Genomic DNA, 17,162 nt, shown 5'->3' on the forward strand with positions numbered 1-17,162 from the left:
ATCAGTATGTATCAAGTCGCGATCGTCGGCACCGGTGCCATCGCCGCCGCCCATGCCGAGGCTCTGCGCGCCCACCCCGACCGGGTGCGCGTGGTCGCCGCCGTCGACGTCGACCGCGATCGGGCGGAGGCCTTCGCGAAGCAGTGGTCGATCCCGGCCGCGGTGACCGCGCTGGCCGAGGTCGACGAGTACGACCTCGTGCACATCTGCACCCCACCCGGCAGCCACGTCGAACTGTCCGAGCAGGCCCTCGCGGCCGGCGCGACCGTGGTGGTGGAAAAGCCGCTCGCGACCTCGCTCGCCGCGGTCGACCGGCTGCTCGCGGCGGAGGCCGAGTCGAACGGATCCGTCGCGGTGATCTCGCAGCACCGATTCGGTTCGGGCGCGGAACGACTCCGCAACATCATCACCTCGGAGACCTTCGGGCGGCCGTTGATCGCGACCTGCCACACCCAGTGGTACCGGGACGCGGCGTACTTCGCGGTGCCTTGGCGCGGCTCGTTCGAGATCGAAGGCGGCGGCCCGACGATGGGCCACGGCATTCACCAGATGGACCTGCTGCTGGCCATGCTCGGCGAATGGCAGGAGGTCACGGCCCTGGCCGCCCGGACCTCCCGCGACACCGGCACCGAGGACGTCTCGATGGCGATGATCCGCTTCAACTCGGGCGTACTGGCGAGCGTGGTGAACTCGGTCGTCTCGCCGCGCGAGGTATCCCACCTGCGGTTCGACTTCGAGCACGCGACGGTCGACCTCGAGCACCTGTACGGCTACACCGACGACGACTTCACCGTCACGGCCGCGCCCGGACACGAGGACCAGGTGGCCGCCGCGTGGGCGGAAGGCCCGCACGGGCGGCCCAGCAGTCACACCGCCCAGGTCACCGCCGTACTCGATGCCCTGGACAACAAAACCGTGCCGCCCGTGTCGTTGCGCGAGGCAAGGACCACGCTTGAACTGGTGGCCGCCATCTACCGTTCGGCCTTCACCGGCCGGCCGGTCCCCCGCGGCGACATCACCCCGGCCGACCCGTTCGCCCACCGCATGGACGGCCCCGGCGCCCCTTGGGCATAACCGCCGGGAACCTCAGCGAAGGGCCTCGATGAGGCGGGAGATGTCGGTGTGGTCGCTGTACGGCGCGAGGCCCGCGCGAACTGCACCGGCGTCTCCCAAGCCGAGGTGGCGCGACGCCTCCAGCGCGTAGAACGAACCGGCGGGCGCGTTGACGCCCTTCTCCGCAAGGGCTTTCGCCACCTCGGCCGACTCGCGGCCTTCGATCGAGAACAGCACGGTCGGCGTACCGCGGCGATCGTACCGGCTAGCGGCAAGCACTCCGCAGTGCGGCCCGAAGAACTTGTACGGTGAACACGCGAAGAAGTCCGCACCCGATCCGAGAGCACCTCGGCCACGTCGTACAGCTCGGTGGTTGCCGGGGTCGAACGCGAGCCAGCGCACGGTCGCGCCGACGGCCTCCGCGGCCTGGACCCAGGGCCGGATGTTCGCGTCGTGATCCAGCCGGGTCACCACCACCTCGTCACCGGGTCCGCGTTGAGCAGGTCGGTCATCGACTGGCGGGCGGCGACATCGAATCCGGTCATGGCGGTCATCCTGCCGTCCGGCGGCCCACTATCCAAGGTGCGAAATGTCGGTTCCGTACTGCAAGATGACAGGAGTGAGCACACTGACGACTCCTGACAAGCCGCCGGTTCGGTCCTGGCTGCCGACGATGTTGCTGCTGGCCGCCATCTGGGGCTGCAGCTTCCTGTTCATCTCCGTCGGTGTGCGCGAACTGCACCCGGCCTATCTCGCGCTCGGCCGGGTCGCTGCGGGTGCCGCGGTGCTGCTCGCGCTGCTGGCGATCAAGCGCGACTCGTTGCCCCGGGATCCGCGGATGTGGGGTCACCAGTTCGTGCTGGGCGCCGTCGGCTCGGCCATTCCGTGGACGTTGTTCGGCTACGGCGAGGAGCGCATCCCCTCGCTGCTGGCCGGCATCTGGAACGGCATCACACCGTTGATCGTGCTGCCGATCGCCGTGCTGATCTTCCGGACCGAGGTGTTCAACCTGCAGCGCGGGCTCGGTCTGGTGATCGGTTTCGCCGGCATGCTGGTGGTGCTCGGCGCCTGGAACATCTCCGGCGGCGCCGATCTGGTCGGCCAGCTGCTCTGTATGGCCGCCGCGATCTTCTACGGCATTGCCATTCCGTACCAGAAGCGCTTTGTCGCGGGTAGCTCGATCTCCGGCATCTCGCTGTCCGCCTCGCTGCTGATCTGCGCGACGGTGCAACTCGCGGTGATGGCGCCGCTGCTCGCCGGCGGCGCGCCGCCCGCGCCGTGGGACCTGTCGATCGAGGTGCTGCTGAGCGTACTGGCCCTCGGCGCGCTGGGTAGCGGACTGGCGTTCGTGCTCAGCCTGCGCAACATCCGCATCATGGGCGCGAGCGCGTCGTCGATGGTGACCTACCTGATGCCGATCTTCGCGATCGTGGTCGGCGTCCTGGTACTGAACGAGCGCCTCACCTGGTACCAGCCCGTCGGCGCCTTGGTGGTGCTCGCCGGAGTCGCGGTCTCCCAGGGCGTCTTCACCCGCCGCCCCACCATCACCCCGAAGCCGTTGCCGCAAAGCGCCTAACTGGTGGAGCGGCGGAGGCCGGGGATGGCGGCGAGAATGACGGCGGTGAGGGCGAGCAGCGTGCCGGCGACGACCGGCGCGGTGACGGGGTTGTCCCCGGCGGGCAGGAACAGGTCGATGAACAGGCTGGCGATCAGCTGGCCCGCGATCGTGCCGAGCCCGAGCACGAACACCCCGACGATGCGAACGACCACCGCCGCGAGGCTGATGAACGCGACCCCGCACGCCCCGCCGACGTACAGCCAGGGCTCGGTCGGCAGCGGCCGGGGTGCGCCACGCAGCGCCAGGTCGATCGCGAACACCACCGCCAACGCCGTCGTACCGACCACGAAGTTGATCACCGCGGCGGCCACCGCGCCGTAGCCGTCGGGTGATGCCGTGCGGGCGACCCGGCCGTTGATGGCCTGCTGTACGGCGGTACCGACCCCGGCGAGGGCGGGCAGGATGGCGAGCGCGAGCCCGGCCGGGTGGCTCAGGCGGTCCGATACCGCTAGCACCACGGCGAGCAGGGCGACGACCGCGCCGATCACCCGCAACGGGGTGTACGGCTGCGGGCCGGCCGGACCGAAGCCGAGGCGGTCCACCACCAGGCTGCTCATCGCCTGGCCCGCCACCACCGCCACGGTGAAGACCGCCACCCCGATGATCGAAACGGTGATCGACTGGGTGGCCACCAGGAACGCACCGGCCAGGCCGCCGATGCACTGCCACCAGCGCAGTCCGTGCCCCCGGACCAGCTTCGACTCGGGTGCGCGAATGGTGCGCCAGACACTCGCCAGCCCGCCCCGGATGCGCGGTACGACCGCACAGGCGATCAGCAGCATCACCAGGCCGGAGCCGAACGAGATCAGCGCGGCCGGAATACCGTCTCCGAGCCGCTGACCCAGATCGCCGTTCACGCGCGACTGGATGGCGACCAGGATCCCGATGCCGAAGGCGGCACCGAGGCCCCAGTACTGCGTGGTCTGGGCGCTCCGCACGGGCGAGGGCTGAATCGTGGTCATCTGTCCCGGCGGATCAGCGCGAGGTACATCGCGTCGGTGTTGTGCCGGTGCGGCCACAGCTGGATGTCCGGCCCGTCCCCCAGCTCCGGCACGTCCGGCAGGTACGGCCGGGCGTCCACGAGGGAGGCGTCCCCGCGACGCTCGAGCACCGCTTCCACGACCCCGCGGGTCTCGTGCAGATGCGGCGAGCACGTCACGTACGCGACGAGTCCGCCGGGCCGGACCGAGCGAATGGCCGAGTCGAGCAACTGCTCCTGCAACGGGGTCAGCTCGGCGACGTCCTCCGGCGTACGACGCCAGCGCGCCTCGGGCCGACGGCGCAGCGCGCCCAGACCACTGCACGGTACGTCGGCCAGCACCCGGTCGAACGAGGCCTCCGGCCACGTGGGTTCGGTCCCGTCGCCGACGATGACCTCGTGCTCACCGTGTACGGCGCGCAGGTTCGAGCGGACCAGGTCCGCGCGGTGCGGCAGGGGCTCAACCGCGGTGAGCAAGCCGTCGCGTTCGCTGACGAGCGCCGCGAGCAGAGCGGCCTTGCCACCCGGACCGGCGCAGAGGTCGAGCCAGTTCTTGTCCTCGCCCTCGACCGGCGCGGCCGCAAGAGCCAGCGCCACCAGCTGCGAGCCCTCGTCCTGGACACCCGCGCGGCCGGTCGCGACGGCCCCGATCCGGCCGGGGTCTCCGCCGCCCTGAAGCACCGCGGCGTACGGCGACCAGCGGCCGCGGGTGGCTCCGGCCTCGACCAGTTCGTCGAGATCGGCGAGCCCGGGCCGGGCGATCAACGTCACCCGGGCGGGTTCGTTGTCGGCGGCAAGGAGTTCGGCGACCTCGGCCAGCGAGTCACCCGGCTCGACTCCAAGGGCGTCGGCGAACGCCTCGATCACCCAGCGCGGGTGGGCCCGGGCGATCTCCAGATGGCCGATCACGTCCTCGGCGACGGCCGGTGCGACGGAGTCGATCCACTGGTCGAACGTGCGCTGGCTGACCTTGCGCAGTACGGCGTTGACCAGGCCGCTGCGGCTCTGGCCGACCTCGGTGCGGGTCAGCGTGACCATCTCGTTGACGGCGGCATACGAGTCGACGCGCATGCGCAGCAGCTGGTGGGCCCCGAGGCGCAGCAGATCGAGCAGCTCCGGGTCGAGATCCGCCAGTGGCCGCGATACGCAGCGCGCGAGGATCGCGTCGTACGTGCCCTGCCAGCGCAGGGTGCCGTGCACGAGTTCGGTGCAGAAGGCGGCGTCGCGGCCGCTCAGCCGGTGATCGCGCAGCGCCTTGTTGAGCGCGAGGTTGGCGTAACCGTCCTCGGCGTTGACCTGCCGGACGACCAGGTACGCGACGCGGCGAACCTTGTCCGCCCGGCTCTGCGGCGCGCGGTTACGGGCGTTGCGCTGCCCGTTCACCGCGTACCGAGTCGGTCTTCGGCGGACACCCGGACGCCACGCGCCCAGTCGGCGGCGGCCATCGGCTTCTTACCTTGGGGTTGCACGGTCACCAGTTCGATCGGGTGGCTGCCGGTACCGGCGAGCACCGACGACTTGGTGGCGAGCAGCTCGCCCTGAACCATCGTTTCGGCCTCTGGGGCGGGCCGGGTGACGAGCACCTTGAGCCGCTCGCCGCGGAACGTCGTCCACGCGCCCGGCGACGGGTTGCAGCCGCGCACCAGCCGGTCGACCCGCTGCGCCGGAGCCGCGAAGTCGATCTCAGCGTCCTCCACGGTCAGCTTCGGCGCGAGCGACACCCCTTCGGCCGGCTGTTCGCGGGCCTCGAGAATGCCCGACTCGATGCCGTCGAGCGTGTCGACCAGCAGCTTCGAACCGGATTCGGCCAGCCGCTCCAGCAGATCGCCCGCGGTATCGGACGGGCCGATCGGCTCGGTCAGTACGCCGAAGACCGGGCCGGCGTCGAGCGCCTTCACGATCCGGAACGTGCTCGCGCCGGTGACGTCATCCCCGGCGATGATCGAGTGCTGCACGGGCGCGGCACCACGCCAGGCCGGCAACACCGAGAAGTGCAGGTTGATCCAGCCGTGGCGCGGAATGTCGAGCGCCGCCTGCGGCAGGAGCCCGCCGTACGCGACGACGGGGCAACAGTCCGGCGCGAGCTCGGCCAGCCGGGCCAGGAACTCCGGCTCCTTCGGCGAGACGGGCTTGAGGATCTCGACACCGAGGGTCTCGGCGTAGTCCGCGACCGGCGACGCGACCAGCTTGCGGCCCCGGCCGGACGGCGCGTCGGGGCGGGTCACCACGGCGACGAGTTCGTGGCCGGACTTGGCGATGGCCGCGAGCGCGGTGACGGCGACCTCGGGGGTACCGGCGAAAACGAGTCTCACAGACCGAATCCGTTCGTGAGGTGGGGTGAGGTCGGGTGGGGTGAGACCTTCAGTACGGGCGGGCCTCCGAGCCCAGACCACTCGGCTTCGCGGATCGCCTTCATCGCGGCCTTGCGGGTCTCGGTGTCGAGGCGATCGACGAACAACACGCCGTCCAGGTGATCGGTTTCGTGCTGGATGCACCGGGCCAGCAGGTCCGAGCCCTCGATCACCACCGGTTCGCCGTACATGTTGTAGCCCTTGGCAACCACCTGGAGCGCGCGGCGGCAGTCGTAGGTCAGACCCGGGATCGACAGGCAACCCTCCGGCCCGAACTGCTCCTCCTCGGACAGCGTCAGGTCCGGGTTCACCAGGTGCCCGATCTCACCGTCGACGTTGTACGTGAACACGCGCAGGCCCACGCCGAGCTGCGGCGCGGCCAGGCCGGCGCCGGGCGCGGCCAGCATGGTGTCGGTCAGATCGCTGACCAGGCGGCGCAGCTCCGCGTCGAAGTCGACGACCGGATCGGCCTTGGTCAGCAGAATGGGATCGCCGAACAGGCGAATGGGCACAACCGACACGCGAACTCCACAACACCGACCAACGGGGACGCGCCCAGTCTAGGGCTTCGCACCCCCAGCTCGGCGGTGCGCGCCCGGCGGGGACCTCTCTTCCCGTCTTAGGGGATGACAACGTACTGTGTCAACAGGCGTACCTACAGTCACATCAGTCACACGCCCAACGGGAGAACACCATGGCCACAGCAGCACGGGGGGCCGCACTCATCCTCATCAGTGCCTTTCTGACACCCCTGACCGGACCGATCGGCAGTGCGCACGCGACCCAGACTGCCCCGCCACCGATCGAGCGCCCGGCGTACTCCTGGAGCCAGCTGGTCCAGCAGGTCGTCGAGACCGCGCCGAGCGCGAGCGCGGCGGCCGAGGCCGGCCCCGCGGAGCGGGCGCAGCAGATGATGCGTTGCTTCAAGCTTCAGGACGAGAACTACTGCCTCGGGCTCGGCTTCGTGGACGAGGTGCCCAGCGATGACGAGATCGCCGCGGCCGCCGCCGAACCCGTGACACCGGCCGACGAGACCTTCGGTGGTCGTACCGGCGCACTCAGCACGGCCGACTTCGTGCACGAGCGGGCCGCGCTGAACGAAGAGGACCGCCTCGACAGCGAGCTGGCCGAGATGCGAACCGCCTGGCAGGGCCGGGAGAAGGCCAAGGCGCTGCGCACCGACCAGGTGGAGGTCGCGCGGGAACTGCCGAAGAAGCTCGCGCTGATGGGCGGCTACGGCACGTCGCAGGAACGCGGCTACTGGTGTGGCCCGGCGACGTTCCAGTCGATCGACTGGGCCAACGACAACCAGAAGGACAGCCAGGCCTCCTGGGCCGAGGACCTCGGTACGACGACCGCCGGCACCGGCATCGGCGCGATGGTCCAGCAGACCAATCTGAAGACCACCTGGGACAACTACGCCGGCACCTACATCGTGCAGAGCGTGGGCCACTGGGACACCAAGAAGTTCTTCGACGTGCACCGCAAGCACCTCGGTGACGGCACCGGCGCGCCGGTGATCGAGCACACCCAGCTGCTGAAGCGGTACTTCCCCTACCTGGCCTACAACTACAGCGGGCACTACCAGGTCGGGCGCGGCTACGACACCGACCAGGGCACGATCACGATCTTCGAGGTGTTCAACGAGAAGCGGTTCAACAGCCGCGGCAACGACACCGCCGGATCGCAGGAGATTCCCGCCTCAGCGCTGTTCAACGCGACGCTTGCCAACCAGTTCAAGAACATTGGGCTCTAACCGAATGCGGAAGTCCCCCCTCGCCGTCTGCGTCGTCACAGTCGTCGTACTTGTCTCCTCCTGCTCGAGCCCGTCCGACGACCAAGGCCAGACTCCGCCCACTACTAGTACGTCGAAGTCGAGCGGGTCCGCCCCGGCGCCACAGTGGACCCGGCTACGGCGTGGTCCGGTCGACGGGGATCACCTGATCGGGTTCGACGGGCCGTTCCTGGTGATGCGCGCGAGCGATCCCGCCGGTACGACGACGATCATCGATCGCAGCACCGACAAGGTGGTGCTGCGGCACAAACCCGAAGCAGGGTTCGTCGCCCAGTCGCCGGTCGTACTGGCCGGGCGTTGGGCGTTGATCCAGGACATCCGCTCCGAGGGACCCGCGCCGCAGATCCGCGCGACGCGGTACAACCTGGACGCCGGCACCAAGCAGGACCTCGGCAGCGTCAAGGGTCTCCCCCGCATCACCGAACCCGAGATCGGCGCGAACGGCGCCACCTTCGCCTACACGACCACTGGCGCGAAGGAGTTGTCGTGCCTGGTGGTCGCGGATCTCGGCACACTCGAGAACCGGATGGTCGGCTGCGTGCAGGCCCCCGGTTACCTGGCGGACCCGATCATCTCGGCGGACTCCGTCACCTACAGCGAGATCACCGCACCCGGTACGGCGAAACGCTGCAAGCGCCTCCTGACTGCCTCCCTGACGGGTGGTTTCGCCAAGGCCATCGCGCCGATGCGGCCGTGCATCCAGTGGAGCGGCGCCACCCTGAACGGGACGACGGTGTGGTCCGAGGTACCGGCCGATGCGCCGAACCAGTACCAGAGCGAGGCCTACCTGCGGACGAACGCGGCCGCGCCCACTCGGAGGCTGGGGCAGATCCTGACGGACACGATCGTTCCGTGCGGTAGCTGGATCTACTGGCAGGTGCGACGCGTCACCGGTGGTGTGGAGCACTTCGAGATCCACCGCTGGCGGGAAGGCGCTGACCCGCAAAGCGTGTTCGTCAGTGAGCCGGAGACGGCCTTGACCGCACCGACGTGTCAGGACTCGCAACTGCTGATTGAGAGCGCCACCCTCGGCGCCGGCGCCAAGCACGCCGACGCGCTGGTGACCGTTGCAAGTTAGACCGGCAGGCCGCGCTGTTTGAGGTGGTGGCGGAGGTCTGTGGCGCCGGTGAAGAGTTCGGCGTCCAGACCGACGGCACGAGCCGCGTCGACGTTGCGCTGGACGTCGTCGGTGTAGAACGACCGAGCCGCGTCCAGCCCGTACCGCTCCAGCAGGATCCGGTAGATCTTCTCGTCGGGTTTGACCGTCTGCTCGACTCCGGACACTACTGCGCCCTCGAAGTCTCGGAGTACGGGGAACGCCTCCAGCGCAACCTCCCACTTCTCCGCCGAGAAGTTGGTCAGCGCGTACGTCGGAATGCCCGCTTGGCGTAGTTCCTCGACCAGCTCGACCGTGTCCTCGATGAGCCCGCGGGCCATCTTCAGCCAGCCGGCGTCGTACGCGCTGATCCACTCGGCATGCTCGGGGTGGAGGGCCGAGAGCTCCGCGACCGCATCCGCCCAGGTTCGGCCGGCGTCCTGCCGCATGTTCCACTCGGGCGTCGCGATGTTCGTCAGGAAGTGCTCGCGCTGTTCCTGGTCGGGGATCAGCTCTTCGTACAGATAGTTCGGGCTCCAGTCGAGCAGCACGCCGCCGATGTCGAAGACCACGGTGTCGATAGGCATGGCCCCCACCCTCTCATGCACCTCAAGCCCCTATTGGCGGCTGTCAGGCGACTGAATGCTCTAGGTCGGCTCGGGCGGCTCGAGCCCGTAGTGCCGGTGCCAGCAGCATCTGGACGACGAAGAGGCCTACACCCAGTACTGCACAGCCCACCCAGACAGTGGTTGCTCCTGAGCTGTCCAGGACCCTCGTACCGACCAGAGGCCCAACGACGGCTCCTAGACCCCACGCCATCCCACCAAAGCCCATGTAGCTCCCGCGCAGGTCGATCGGCGCCAAGTCCGCGAAGACCGCTCCGAACATCGTGGCGTAGCCGATCTCGCCGATAGTCCACACGATCACCGACAGGCCGTACGTCCACCAGCTGTCCGCTAGAGCGCCTAGACCGAAGCCGAGGCCTACCAGCGCCATCGAGACGGCTAGCACGGTTGGACGGTCCTTCTCGGCTAGACGCCTTCCGACGAACGGCTGGACCAGCACGATCACGACGCCGTTCAACGCCAGCACAACGCCGTACGTCGAGCTGGGAAGGCCATCGGCCGCCATAGCCAGTGGCAGCGTCGAGTAGCCCTGGAAGTAGATCGCGGCGTAGATGACGGAGATACCGACCATGATCAGCAGAGTCGCGTCACGAAGTGCCACCGGCAGGAACGGCCGCCGGACTTGCTCGATCAGGACCGGCCTGGTCTCGGGTACGACCCGGTAAATGATCAAGGCGGCTACTAGTGACGTACCGGCGTTGATCCAGAACAGCAGGCTGTAGCCGACACTGGCGAGCACACCCGCACTGACGGTCGAGATCGAAAAGCCGAGGTTGATCGCCCAGAACAGCAGACCGAACGCGCGAACCCGCTCACGCGGGCCAAGCAGATCCGCGACGGTCGCCTGGACCGCCGGGCGGAACAGGTCGGCCATCAGGCCCACCCCGAACGCCGCGGCCCAGATCGAGGCCATCGAGCTGGCCGAACCAAGGGCGATCAGGGCGGCAGCGGTACCAACAAAGCCGGTGAGCATCGTGCGCCGACGGCCGATCCGGTCCGTGAGCCAGCCGCCAACGAGCTGGGAGACGACGGAGCCGGCGCCAACCGCCGCAGCAACCGCACCAGCGGTTCCGGCCGATAGCTGCCGCTCCTGGGTCAGGTAGAGAACGAGGAACGGTTGAACGAACCCGCCGAGCCGGTTGACCAGCTGGCAGGCCCACAACGCCCAGAACGCTTTCGGCAGGGCGGGAACATCGGTAGCCATGGCTCAAGCCTTCCGGCTATCCGAGACCGCGTCGATGATTAGGTTGTGCGCTAATCTATGCCGGTGATCACCATCGGGCTCACCGCGGACGACCTGGCCCGGATCCGCTTCGCCTTCTCGCCCATCTGGGAGACGATCACCAGCGTGCGGGCGCTGCGTACGAACGGGTTGAACAGCCTGCACGGCCCCTGGCTGAGCCGGGTCCGGCCGATCGCGGCCGGGCCGGACTATTCGTTGCTGACGGCCCTTATCCCGCCGGTGGGCTACATTCCCGACTTCATCACGCCCGCGCCACCTCGCCGGTCGACCAGTTTCGAATCGGGCCTGGCCGCGATCGCCGCCACGCCGCACGATCTGGTGGTTGCCGAGCTGACCAAGTTGCGGCACGAGTCGCCCGACGGGGATCCGGTGATCGACGAGCTGATCGCGGCACCGGCCGAGGCGCTCGAACGCATCACCGACGCGTTGCACAGCTACTGGAAGCGCGCGCTCGAGCCGGACTGGAGCCGGATGCGCGCGCTGCTGCAGGACGATCTGGCCTTCCGGCTGGAGGAACTGGCCAGCGGCGGCGTGAACCGGCTGTTCCGCAACCTGCATCCGTCCGTCTCGTTCGCCGGGAACCGGATCGAGATCGACCGGCCGTTCCACTGCACCGACAACCCCAATTTGGGACAAGGTCTGCTGCTGGTGCCGTGCGTGTTCACCTGGCCGACGCCGTTGTCGGTGATGGCCGCACCGCACGTGTTGACCATCACCTATCCCCCGCGCGGGCTCGGCCGCTTGTGGGAAAGCCGTCAGGACACCACTGGCTCGCCACTCGCGGATCTGGTCGGCAAGACCCGCGCGGCGATCGTGGGGCACCTGGACCTGCCGATGTCGACGACCCACCTGGCCCAGCAGCTCGGCCTAGCGGCGCCGACGCTGAGCGTGCACCTCGGCATTCTCCGCGCCGCCGGCGTGGTCGACGCCCGCCGCGACGGCCGAACCGTGCTCTACTTCCGCACCACCCTCGGCGACAACCTCCTCCAGGCCGCCTGAGACTTACCCGAGGTGGGGTGGGTCGATCTGCACGCGGACCGAACCCGGCACTTTTTTGGTACTGCGCACGGCCTGGACCTCGTGCAGCGACTTCGCGAACTCCAGGCCCATGCCACGCGGCACCTTCAGCACCGCGCGCACGTTCTCGTCGTCAACCGGCGCGGGCCCCAGCACCGTAACCGCCTGGCGCACGCGCCCGAGGAAGTCCTCCACCGCCTCGGGTGATCCCGTCACCTCGGCGACCCGGGCCGCCGGAGGCAGCCGCGCCGTACGGCGATCCTCCAGCTCGCGCTCGGCGTACGACTCGGGGCTCCAGCGGACCAAGGCCTGCATCGGCGCCGTACCGGCCTCGCCCACGACCATCACCGAGCCGTCGTGGCGGACCAGCGCCGCGGCGTTGAACCAGCGCCGTACGGCTTCCTCGGTGGCCTTCAGCTCGGGCCGCGCCAGCATCAACCAGGTGTCGAGCAACAACGCGGCGCTGTAGCCACCAGCCGCCACCGGCTCCGACCCGGGCGTACAAACCACGAGCGCGGGCTTGTCCGCGACGGTGTCGAGCATCGAGTCACCACCCGACGTACGAATCGTCGTACCGGGGAAGGCGCGGCCGAGCTCCTCCGCGGTACGGCGCGCGCCGACGACTGCCGCGCGCATCCGGTGGTCGCCGCACTCGGGACAGCGATGGTCCTCCGCCGGGCGGCCGCACACCCCGCACACGGCCGGCCCGGCCGCCGCCGTACGACGAAGGGCGCCGGCGCACGCCGTACAGCGCGAGGGAGTTCGGCAGGTCTGGCAGACCAGGCTCGGCAGGTATCCCGCGCGTGGCACCTGGACCAGCACCGGGCCCGTCTTCAGACCGTCGCGGGCCACCTCGAAGGCCTGGTGCGGGATTCGGGCCGCGCGGGCGGCGGGATCGCGGGCCAGGTCGGTATCGGACTCGCCCGTCACGTGCACCGAAGGTGATGCCGCGCGGATCGTCACCCGGTCGGCCACGAGTTCGCGCATCCAGCCGGATTCGAGCAAGGCCGCCACCTCGGTCGACTGGGCGAACCCTCCGACCAGCGCCGCGCAGCTGTGCTTGTGGGACCTCAGCAGCCCGACCTCGCGGGCATGGGGATAGGGCGCGCGGGGCTCGGCGTACGAGTCGTCGCCGTCGTCCCAGATCGCGACCAGGCCAAGGTTCGTGATGGGGGCGAAGGCGGCCGCCCGGGTCCCGATCACCACCCGGGTATTTCCGCGCAGCGCCATCAGGAAGGCCCGGTAGCGGGCAGTCGGCCCGAGGTCCGCCGAGAGCGTCACGAACCCGTCCGGCCCTAGTACGTCGACGCAGGCGTCCGCGAGGCGGGCCAGGTCCCGCGCGTCAGGCGCCAACAGCAGGGCGCCACGGCCCGCGGCGGCGCAGACCGAAGCGGCCTGGGCGAACGCGCGCGGCCAGTCGGCGCCAGGGATCGCCCGCCACGCGGCGCGAGGGGCTTCCTTGCGGGTCAAGGCGTCCAGGAAGGACTGCGCGTGCGGATAGGGCGACCATTCGGACAGATCCCCGACGGGCGCGACCGGCTGATCGGGTTGAGGCGGCTCGCCCTCGACCTTCGCGTGCCGGGGTGGCACGGCCAGGCGGGTGACGTCGGCGAAGACGCCCGCGTAGCGATCGGCGACCGCCCGGCACAGATCGGCGACCTCCGGCGAGAGCACCTGCTCCCCCGACACCACCTTGCGCAGGCGCGACAACTTGCCGAGGTGGGCCGACTCGTCCAGCCGGGCCAGCACGAAGCCGCCGTACTCCTTGCCGGCGAAGCGGACCTTCACCCGGGCACCGGGCTGCGCCTTCTCGTCCTGATCGGCCTGGACCAGGTAGTCGAAGGGGCGATCCAGATGCGGCAGGGGGACGTCCACCGCGACGCGCGCGACCGGCCGCTCGGTGGCCAGGCCGGGTGGTTCCTTGGTCTTCGAGCGGCGGACGGTCTCCCGCAGCAGCATCAGCTGCTCGGGCTCTTGTCCTTGCTCGGTCACCAGCGCACTCTAAACGGCGGCATGGACAGGTCCGGGATCAGACACACGACAGCCCTGGCCAGTGCATGGCCGGGGCTGTCGTGGGTGCTGCTGGAACTACTGGTTAACGGCGGCCTTGAGCTGCTCGACGCGGTTGGTCAGCTCCCAGGTGAAGGCGTCGCCGGTCCGGCCGAAGTGGCCGTTCGCGGCGGTCTGGGTGTAGATCGGGCGCAGTAGGTCGAGGTCGCGAATGATCGCGGCCGGACGCAGGTCGAACACCGCGAGCACGGCGTCGGTGATCTGGTCCACCGGCACGGTCTCGGTGCCGAAAGTGTCGACGTAGAAACCGACCGGAGCGGCCTTGCCGATCGCATACGCGACCTGGCACTCGCACCGGGTGGCGAGGCCCGCGGCAACGATGTTCTTGGCGACCCAGCGCATCGCGTAGGCGGCCGAACGGTCCACCTTCGACGGGTCCTTGCCGGAGAACGCGCCACCACCGTGGCGGGCCATGCCGCCGTACGTGTCGATGATGATCTTGCGGCCGGTCAGACCCGCGTCGCCCATCGGGCCGCCGATCTCGAAACGGCCGGTCGGGTTCACCAGCAGGCGGTAGTCGCTGGAGTCGATCGCGAACTGCTCGAGGATCGGGTCGACCACGTGCTTCTTCACGTCCGGCGCCAGCATCGACTCCAGGCTGATGTCGGCGGCGTGCTGGCTGGACACCACCACGGTGTCGATCCGGACCGCCTTGTCACCGTCGTACTCCACCGTGACCTGGGTCTTGCCGTCAGGACGCAGGTACGCCATGGTGCCGTCCTTGCGGACCTCCGACAGCCGCTCCGACAACCGGTGCGCGATGGTGATCGGCAGCGGCATCAGCTCGGGCGTCTCGTCACAGGCGTAACCGAACATCAGGCCCTGGTCGCCGGCACCCTGCAGGTCGAGCTCGTCGGCCGAGGCACCGGTCCGGGTCTCGTGCGCGGTGTCGACACCTTGGGCGATATCCGCCGACTGGCTGCCGATCGCGACCGAGACACCACACGAGGCGCCATCGAAGCCCTTGAGCGAGGAGTCGTAGCCGATCTCGAGGATCCGGCTCCGGACGATGCCGGGAATGTCGACGTACGCCGAGGTGGTGACCTCGCCCGCGACAACGACCAGACCGGTGGTGACCAGGGTCTCGACCGCGACGCGGCTCTTGGGGTCCTCCGCCAGCAGGGCGTCGAGAATGGAGTCGCTGATCTGGTCAGCGATCTTGTCCGGGTGACCTTCAGTCACCGACTCGGACGTGAATAGGCGCCGTGCCACGGTTCTCCCTCATATCCCTCGGATCGTCTGCCCCGGCAGTATGCCAGCCCACGGAGCCGAATCCACGTCCGTGAGACGCTTGACCACGTATCAAGATGACTCTGCCCGCCACTCGAACACCCGATCCACCGCCTGGGTACAGTTGCGGCGTGACCGCCCGTACTGGATCGAACACCGCGGGAGCCGTTCTGCTCCGGTTCGCGGTACTGGTCTGCGCGTCGGCCTTGGTGCTGATCGGCGGTTACTGCGCCGAGCGTTTCACTACCGACGCCAGTACCCCGAGCGTACCGACGTACACGATCCAGCTCGACGATCTGGCCATGGACGAAGGCGCCTCGACGCCGATCGGCGTGGATTTGCCGGAGCTGTGCGGAATGCTGCTCGGCATTCTGCTCTTCGTGTTGATGCTGCTGAGGCCCACGAGTTGGGTCAGGCGGTACCAAACCCCCTTGCCGCCTTGGTCGATCGAGACCGGGCAGGCCGCCCTCACCGCGATCACTCCGATGCACCTGGGGATCTCCCGGACCTGAGCCGCTCAGCGGTTCAACGCGTCCTCAACCAACAGGCAGGCCTGTTGGTCCTTTCGGCATTGGGAGATCACTATGAGTTTGAACACCAGGCTGTCCCTTGGCATCGCAACCGCCTTCGCCCTCGTCGTCGGCGTACTACTCGTCGTCAACGCGACCAAGTCCCCCTCGACGCCGTCATCGGGCGGCACTGTGGAGTCGCGATCGGGCGAAACGGTGGATCCACGGCTGGTGCGGCCGGACAGCCACCGGCTCGACACGGCCCCGGACGGCAAGGTCACCTTCGTGGAGTTCCTCGACTTCGAGTGCGAGGCCTGCGCCGCGGCCTTCCCGGCGATCGAAAAACTTCGCGAGCAGTACGACGGCAAGGTCACGTTCGTCGTCCGGTACTTCCCGATCGAGTCGCACTTCAACGCCGAACGCGCCGCCCGGGCGGTCGAGGCGGCATCCAAGCAGGGCAAGTTCGAGGCGATGTACCAGAAGATGTACCAGTCGCAGGGCGAATGGGGTGAGCAGCAGGTCCCGGCCGACGCCAAGTTCCGGTCATTCGCGAAAGACCTCGGCCTGGACCTCACCGCCTTCGACAAGGCGTACGCCGACCCGGCGACCCTGGCCCGCGTGAAGAAGGACGCCGAGGACGGAATCGCGGTAGGCGTTCGCGGTACGCCCTCGTTCTTCCTCAACGGCAAGCAGATCCAGCCCCAGTCCCTCGACGAGCTAACGGCCGCCATCGATGCCGAACTCAACCGCTGACCCGGCCATGGCAGGTCCGGCGTCGGGTGGCGCGGCGTCGGGTGATCGCGCGGTCGGGTGGTTGATGGTGGGCGGCGGGTCGGTTGGGCTGCTTGCCGCTCTGGTGCTGACGGTCGAGAAGTTCCTGCTGTTGAAGGATCCCTCGCATCGGCCGTCTTGCAGCATCAACCCGGTGTTGTCGTGCGGCTCGGTGATGACGAAACCGCAGGCGGAGGTCTTCGGATTTCCGAACCCGCTGATCGGGATCGTTGGATTCACCGTGGTTGTGACGCTCGGGGTCGTGGTGCTGGCCGGGGTGAGTTTGCCGCGGTGGATGTGGCGTGGGCTGCAGGTCGGGGCGTTGGCCGGGGTGGTGTTCGTACACTGGCTGATCTTCCAGAGCCTTTACCGGATCGGCGCGTTGTGCCCGTACTGCATGATCGTTTGGGCGGTCACCATTCCGCTGTTCTGGTACGTCGTGCCGCATCGGTTGTCTCCACGGCTGGCCCGGTTCCACGGCGTCGCGCTGACGGTTTGGGGACTCGCGATCGTTGGGCTGATCCTCGTACGGTTTTGGACGTACTGGGTGACGCTGGTGTGAGCGGCGCGGCCGATTGGACGGGTCCGCCGGTGACACCCGTCCCCGTCAGGGGTCGGCTCGGTGAGGCCTGGCCGGATCCGGTCCGAGGCGCCGCACCAACCGGCCGCCCGGTACCGGGTTTCAGCGCGACTACCCGGCTTCGGTGTCCTCGCTGCCGCACCACCCGCCAACCCCATTCGGACCACCAGCTGGGCCATCGAGACCGCCAGCCGGCCAAAAGCCAGCCCGGCAGCCGAGCCAAC

At 68.9% G+C, this 17,162-nt stretch carries 17 protein-coding genes; 8 read left to right on the forward strand and 9 right to left on the reverse strand.

All coding sequences use genetic code 11. The annotated features are described in order from the left end of the window. The first annotated feature begins 6 nt into the window (after positions 1 to 6). A complete protein-coding gene (locus ACFFGN_RS07450; RefSeq protein ID WP_380044596.1) occupies positions 7 to 1,074 on the forward strand; it encodes a Gfo/Idh/MocA family protein in 1,068 nt (355 codons plus the stop codon). A 12-nt stretch (positions 1,075 to 1,086) separates the two neighbouring features. Here the strand turns inward: ACFFGN_RS07450 and ACFFGN_RS07455 are convergent, their stop codons facing one another. Beyond that, positions 1,087 to 1,524, reverse strand: a complete 438-nt coding sequence (locus ACFFGN_RS07455) for an aminotransferase class V-fold PLP-dependent enzyme (RefSeq protein WP_380044597.1) — start codon at positions 1,522 to 1,524, stop codon at positions 1,087 to 1,089. A 148-nt stretch (positions 1,525 to 1,672) separates the two neighbouring features. Between ACFFGN_RS07455 and ACFFGN_RS07460 the strand changes: the two genes are divergently transcribed. Continuing rightward, positions 1,673 to 2,629 carry a DMT family transporter gene (locus tag ACFFGN_RS07460; RefSeq protein WP_380044598.1) on the forward strand — a complete coding sequence of 319 codons (957 nt, stop codon included), beginning with the start codon at positions 1,673 to 1,675 and terminating at the stop codon, positions 2,627 to 2,629. Here ACFFGN_RS07460 and ACFFGN_RS07465 read toward each other — a convergent pair. From ACFFGN_RS07465 to def, 4 genes are read right to left on the reverse strand one after another with little or no spacing between them, the layout of a single operon-like run. Continuing rightward, on the reverse strand, positions 2,626 to 3,633 hold the full coding sequence (locus ACFFGN_RS07465) for a DMT family transporter (RefSeq protein WP_380044599.1): 1,008 nt from the start codon (positions 3,631 to 3,633) through the stop codon (positions 2,626 to 2,628). The two genes, ACFFGN_RS07460 and ACFFGN_RS07465, sit on opposite strands and share 4 nt — an antisense overlap. After that, a complete protein-coding gene (locus ACFFGN_RS07470) occupies positions 3,630 to 5,033 on the reverse strand; it encodes an RsmB/NOP family class I SAM-dependent RNA methyltransferase (RefSeq protein ID WP_380044600.1) in 1,404 nt (467 codons plus the stop codon). The genes ACFFGN_RS07465 and ACFFGN_RS07470 overlap by 4 nt, the downstream gene beginning before the upstream one ends. Further along, the gene (fmt, locus tag ACFFGN_RS07475) at positions 5,030 to 5,962 is read right to left on the reverse strand and encodes a methionyl-tRNA formyltransferase (protein WP_380044601.1); all 933 of its coding nucleotides are present in this window, start codon (positions 5,960 to 5,962) and stop codon (positions 5,030 to 5,032) included. The genes ACFFGN_RS07470 and fmt overlap by 4 nt, the downstream gene beginning before the upstream one ends. Then, positions 5,959 to 6,522, reverse strand: a complete 564-nt coding sequence (gene def, locus ACFFGN_RS07480) for a peptide deformylase (protein WP_380044602.1) — start codon at positions 6,520 to 6,522, stop codon at positions 5,959 to 5,961. The genes fmt and def overlap by 4 nt, the downstream gene beginning before the upstream one ends. 173 nt (positions 6,523 to 6,695) lie before the next feature. Here def and ACFFGN_RS07485 point away from each other — a divergent pair, with 173 nt between their 5' ends. Together ACFFGN_RS07485 and ACFFGN_RS07490 are read left to right on the forward strand one after the other, a co-directional pair. Further along, positions 6,696 to 7,757 carry a C39 family peptidase gene (locus tag ACFFGN_RS07485; protein WP_380044603.1) on the forward strand — a complete coding sequence of 354 codons (1,062 nt, stop codon included), beginning with the start codon at positions 6,696 to 6,698 and terminating at the stop codon, positions 7,755 to 7,757. Positions 7,758 to 7,761: 4 nt separating this feature from the next. Continuing rightward, entirely contained in the window at positions 7,762 to 8,874 is a 1,113-nt protein-coding gene (locus ACFFGN_RS07490) for a hypothetical protein (protein ID WP_380044604.1), read from the forward strand. On the opposite strand, the gene ACFFGN_RS07495 is transcribed toward ACFFGN_RS07490, so the two are convergent. After that, a complete protein-coding gene (locus tag ACFFGN_RS07495) occupies positions 8,871 to 9,479 on the reverse strand; it encodes an HAD family hydrolase (RefSeq protein ID WP_380044605.1) in 609 nt (202 codons plus the stop codon). The two genes, ACFFGN_RS07490 and ACFFGN_RS07495, sit on opposite strands and share 4 nt — an antisense overlap. Before the next feature lie 43 nt (positions 9,480 to 9,522). Continuing rightward, positions 9,523 to 10,722: an MDR family MFS transporter gene (locus ACFFGN_RS07500; protein ID WP_380044606.1), complete on the reverse strand. Its 1,200-nt coding sequence runs from the start codon at positions 10,720 to 10,722 to the stop codon at positions 9,523 to 9,525. Between the two features lie 57 nt (positions 10,723 to 10,779). Between ACFFGN_RS07500 and ACFFGN_RS07505 the strand changes: the two genes are divergently transcribed. Next, positions 10,780 to 11,760 carry an ArsR/SmtB family transcription factor gene (locus tag ACFFGN_RS07505; protein ID WP_380044607.1) on the forward strand — a complete coding sequence of 327 codons (981 nt, stop codon included), beginning with the start codon at positions 10,780 to 10,782 and terminating at the stop codon, positions 11,758 to 11,760. 3 nt (positions 11,761 to 11,763) lie between these two features. Here ACFFGN_RS07505 and ACFFGN_RS07510 read toward each other — a convergent pair whose 3' ends face one another. Both ACFFGN_RS07510 and metK read right to left on the reverse strand, forming a co-directional pair. Next, the gene (locus ACFFGN_RS07510; protein WP_380044608.1) at positions 11,764 to 13,770 is read right to left on the reverse strand and encodes a primosomal protein N'; all 2,007 of its coding nucleotides are present in this window, start codon (positions 13,768 to 13,770) and stop codon (positions 11,764 to 11,766) included. Between the two features lie 96 nt (positions 13,771 to 13,866). Then, the gene (gene metK / locus ACFFGN_RS07515) at positions 13,867 to 15,060 is read right to left on the reverse strand and encodes a methionine adenosyltransferase (RefSeq protein WP_380044609.1); all 1,194 of its coding nucleotides are present in this window, start codon (positions 15,058 to 15,060) and stop codon (positions 13,867 to 13,869) included. Between the two features lie 149 nt (positions 15,061 to 15,209). On the opposite strand from metK, the gene ACFFGN_RS07520 reads away from it, so the two are divergent. The 3 genes from ACFFGN_RS07520 (at position 15,210) to ACFFGN_RS07530 (ending at position 16,920) form a co-directional block, all read left to right on the forward strand. After that, positions 15,210 to 15,590, forward strand: a complete 381-nt coding sequence (locus ACFFGN_RS07520; protein WP_380044610.1) for a hypothetical protein — start codon at positions 15,210 to 15,212, stop codon at positions 15,588 to 15,590. Positions 15,591 to 15,662: 72 nt separating this feature from the next. Then, positions 15,663 to 16,340: a DsbA family protein gene (locus ACFFGN_RS07525; protein ID WP_380044611.1), complete on the forward strand. Its 678-nt coding sequence runs from the start codon at positions 15,663 to 15,665 to the stop codon at positions 16,338 to 16,340. After that, the gene (locus ACFFGN_RS07530; protein WP_380044612.1) at positions 16,321 to 16,920 is read left to right on the forward strand and encodes a vitamin K epoxide reductase family protein; all 600 of its coding nucleotides are present in this window, start codon (positions 16,321 to 16,323) and stop codon (positions 16,918 to 16,920) included. Before ACFFGN_RS07525 ends, ACFFGN_RS07530 begins: the two co-directional genes overlap by 20 nt. Positions 16,921 to 17,162 lie beyond the last annotated feature (242 nt).

This window comes from Kribbella deserti (assembly GCF_042434725.1).
GTDB lineage: Bacteria > Actinomycetota > Actinomycetes > Propionibacteriales > Kribbellaceae > Kribbella > Kribbella deserti.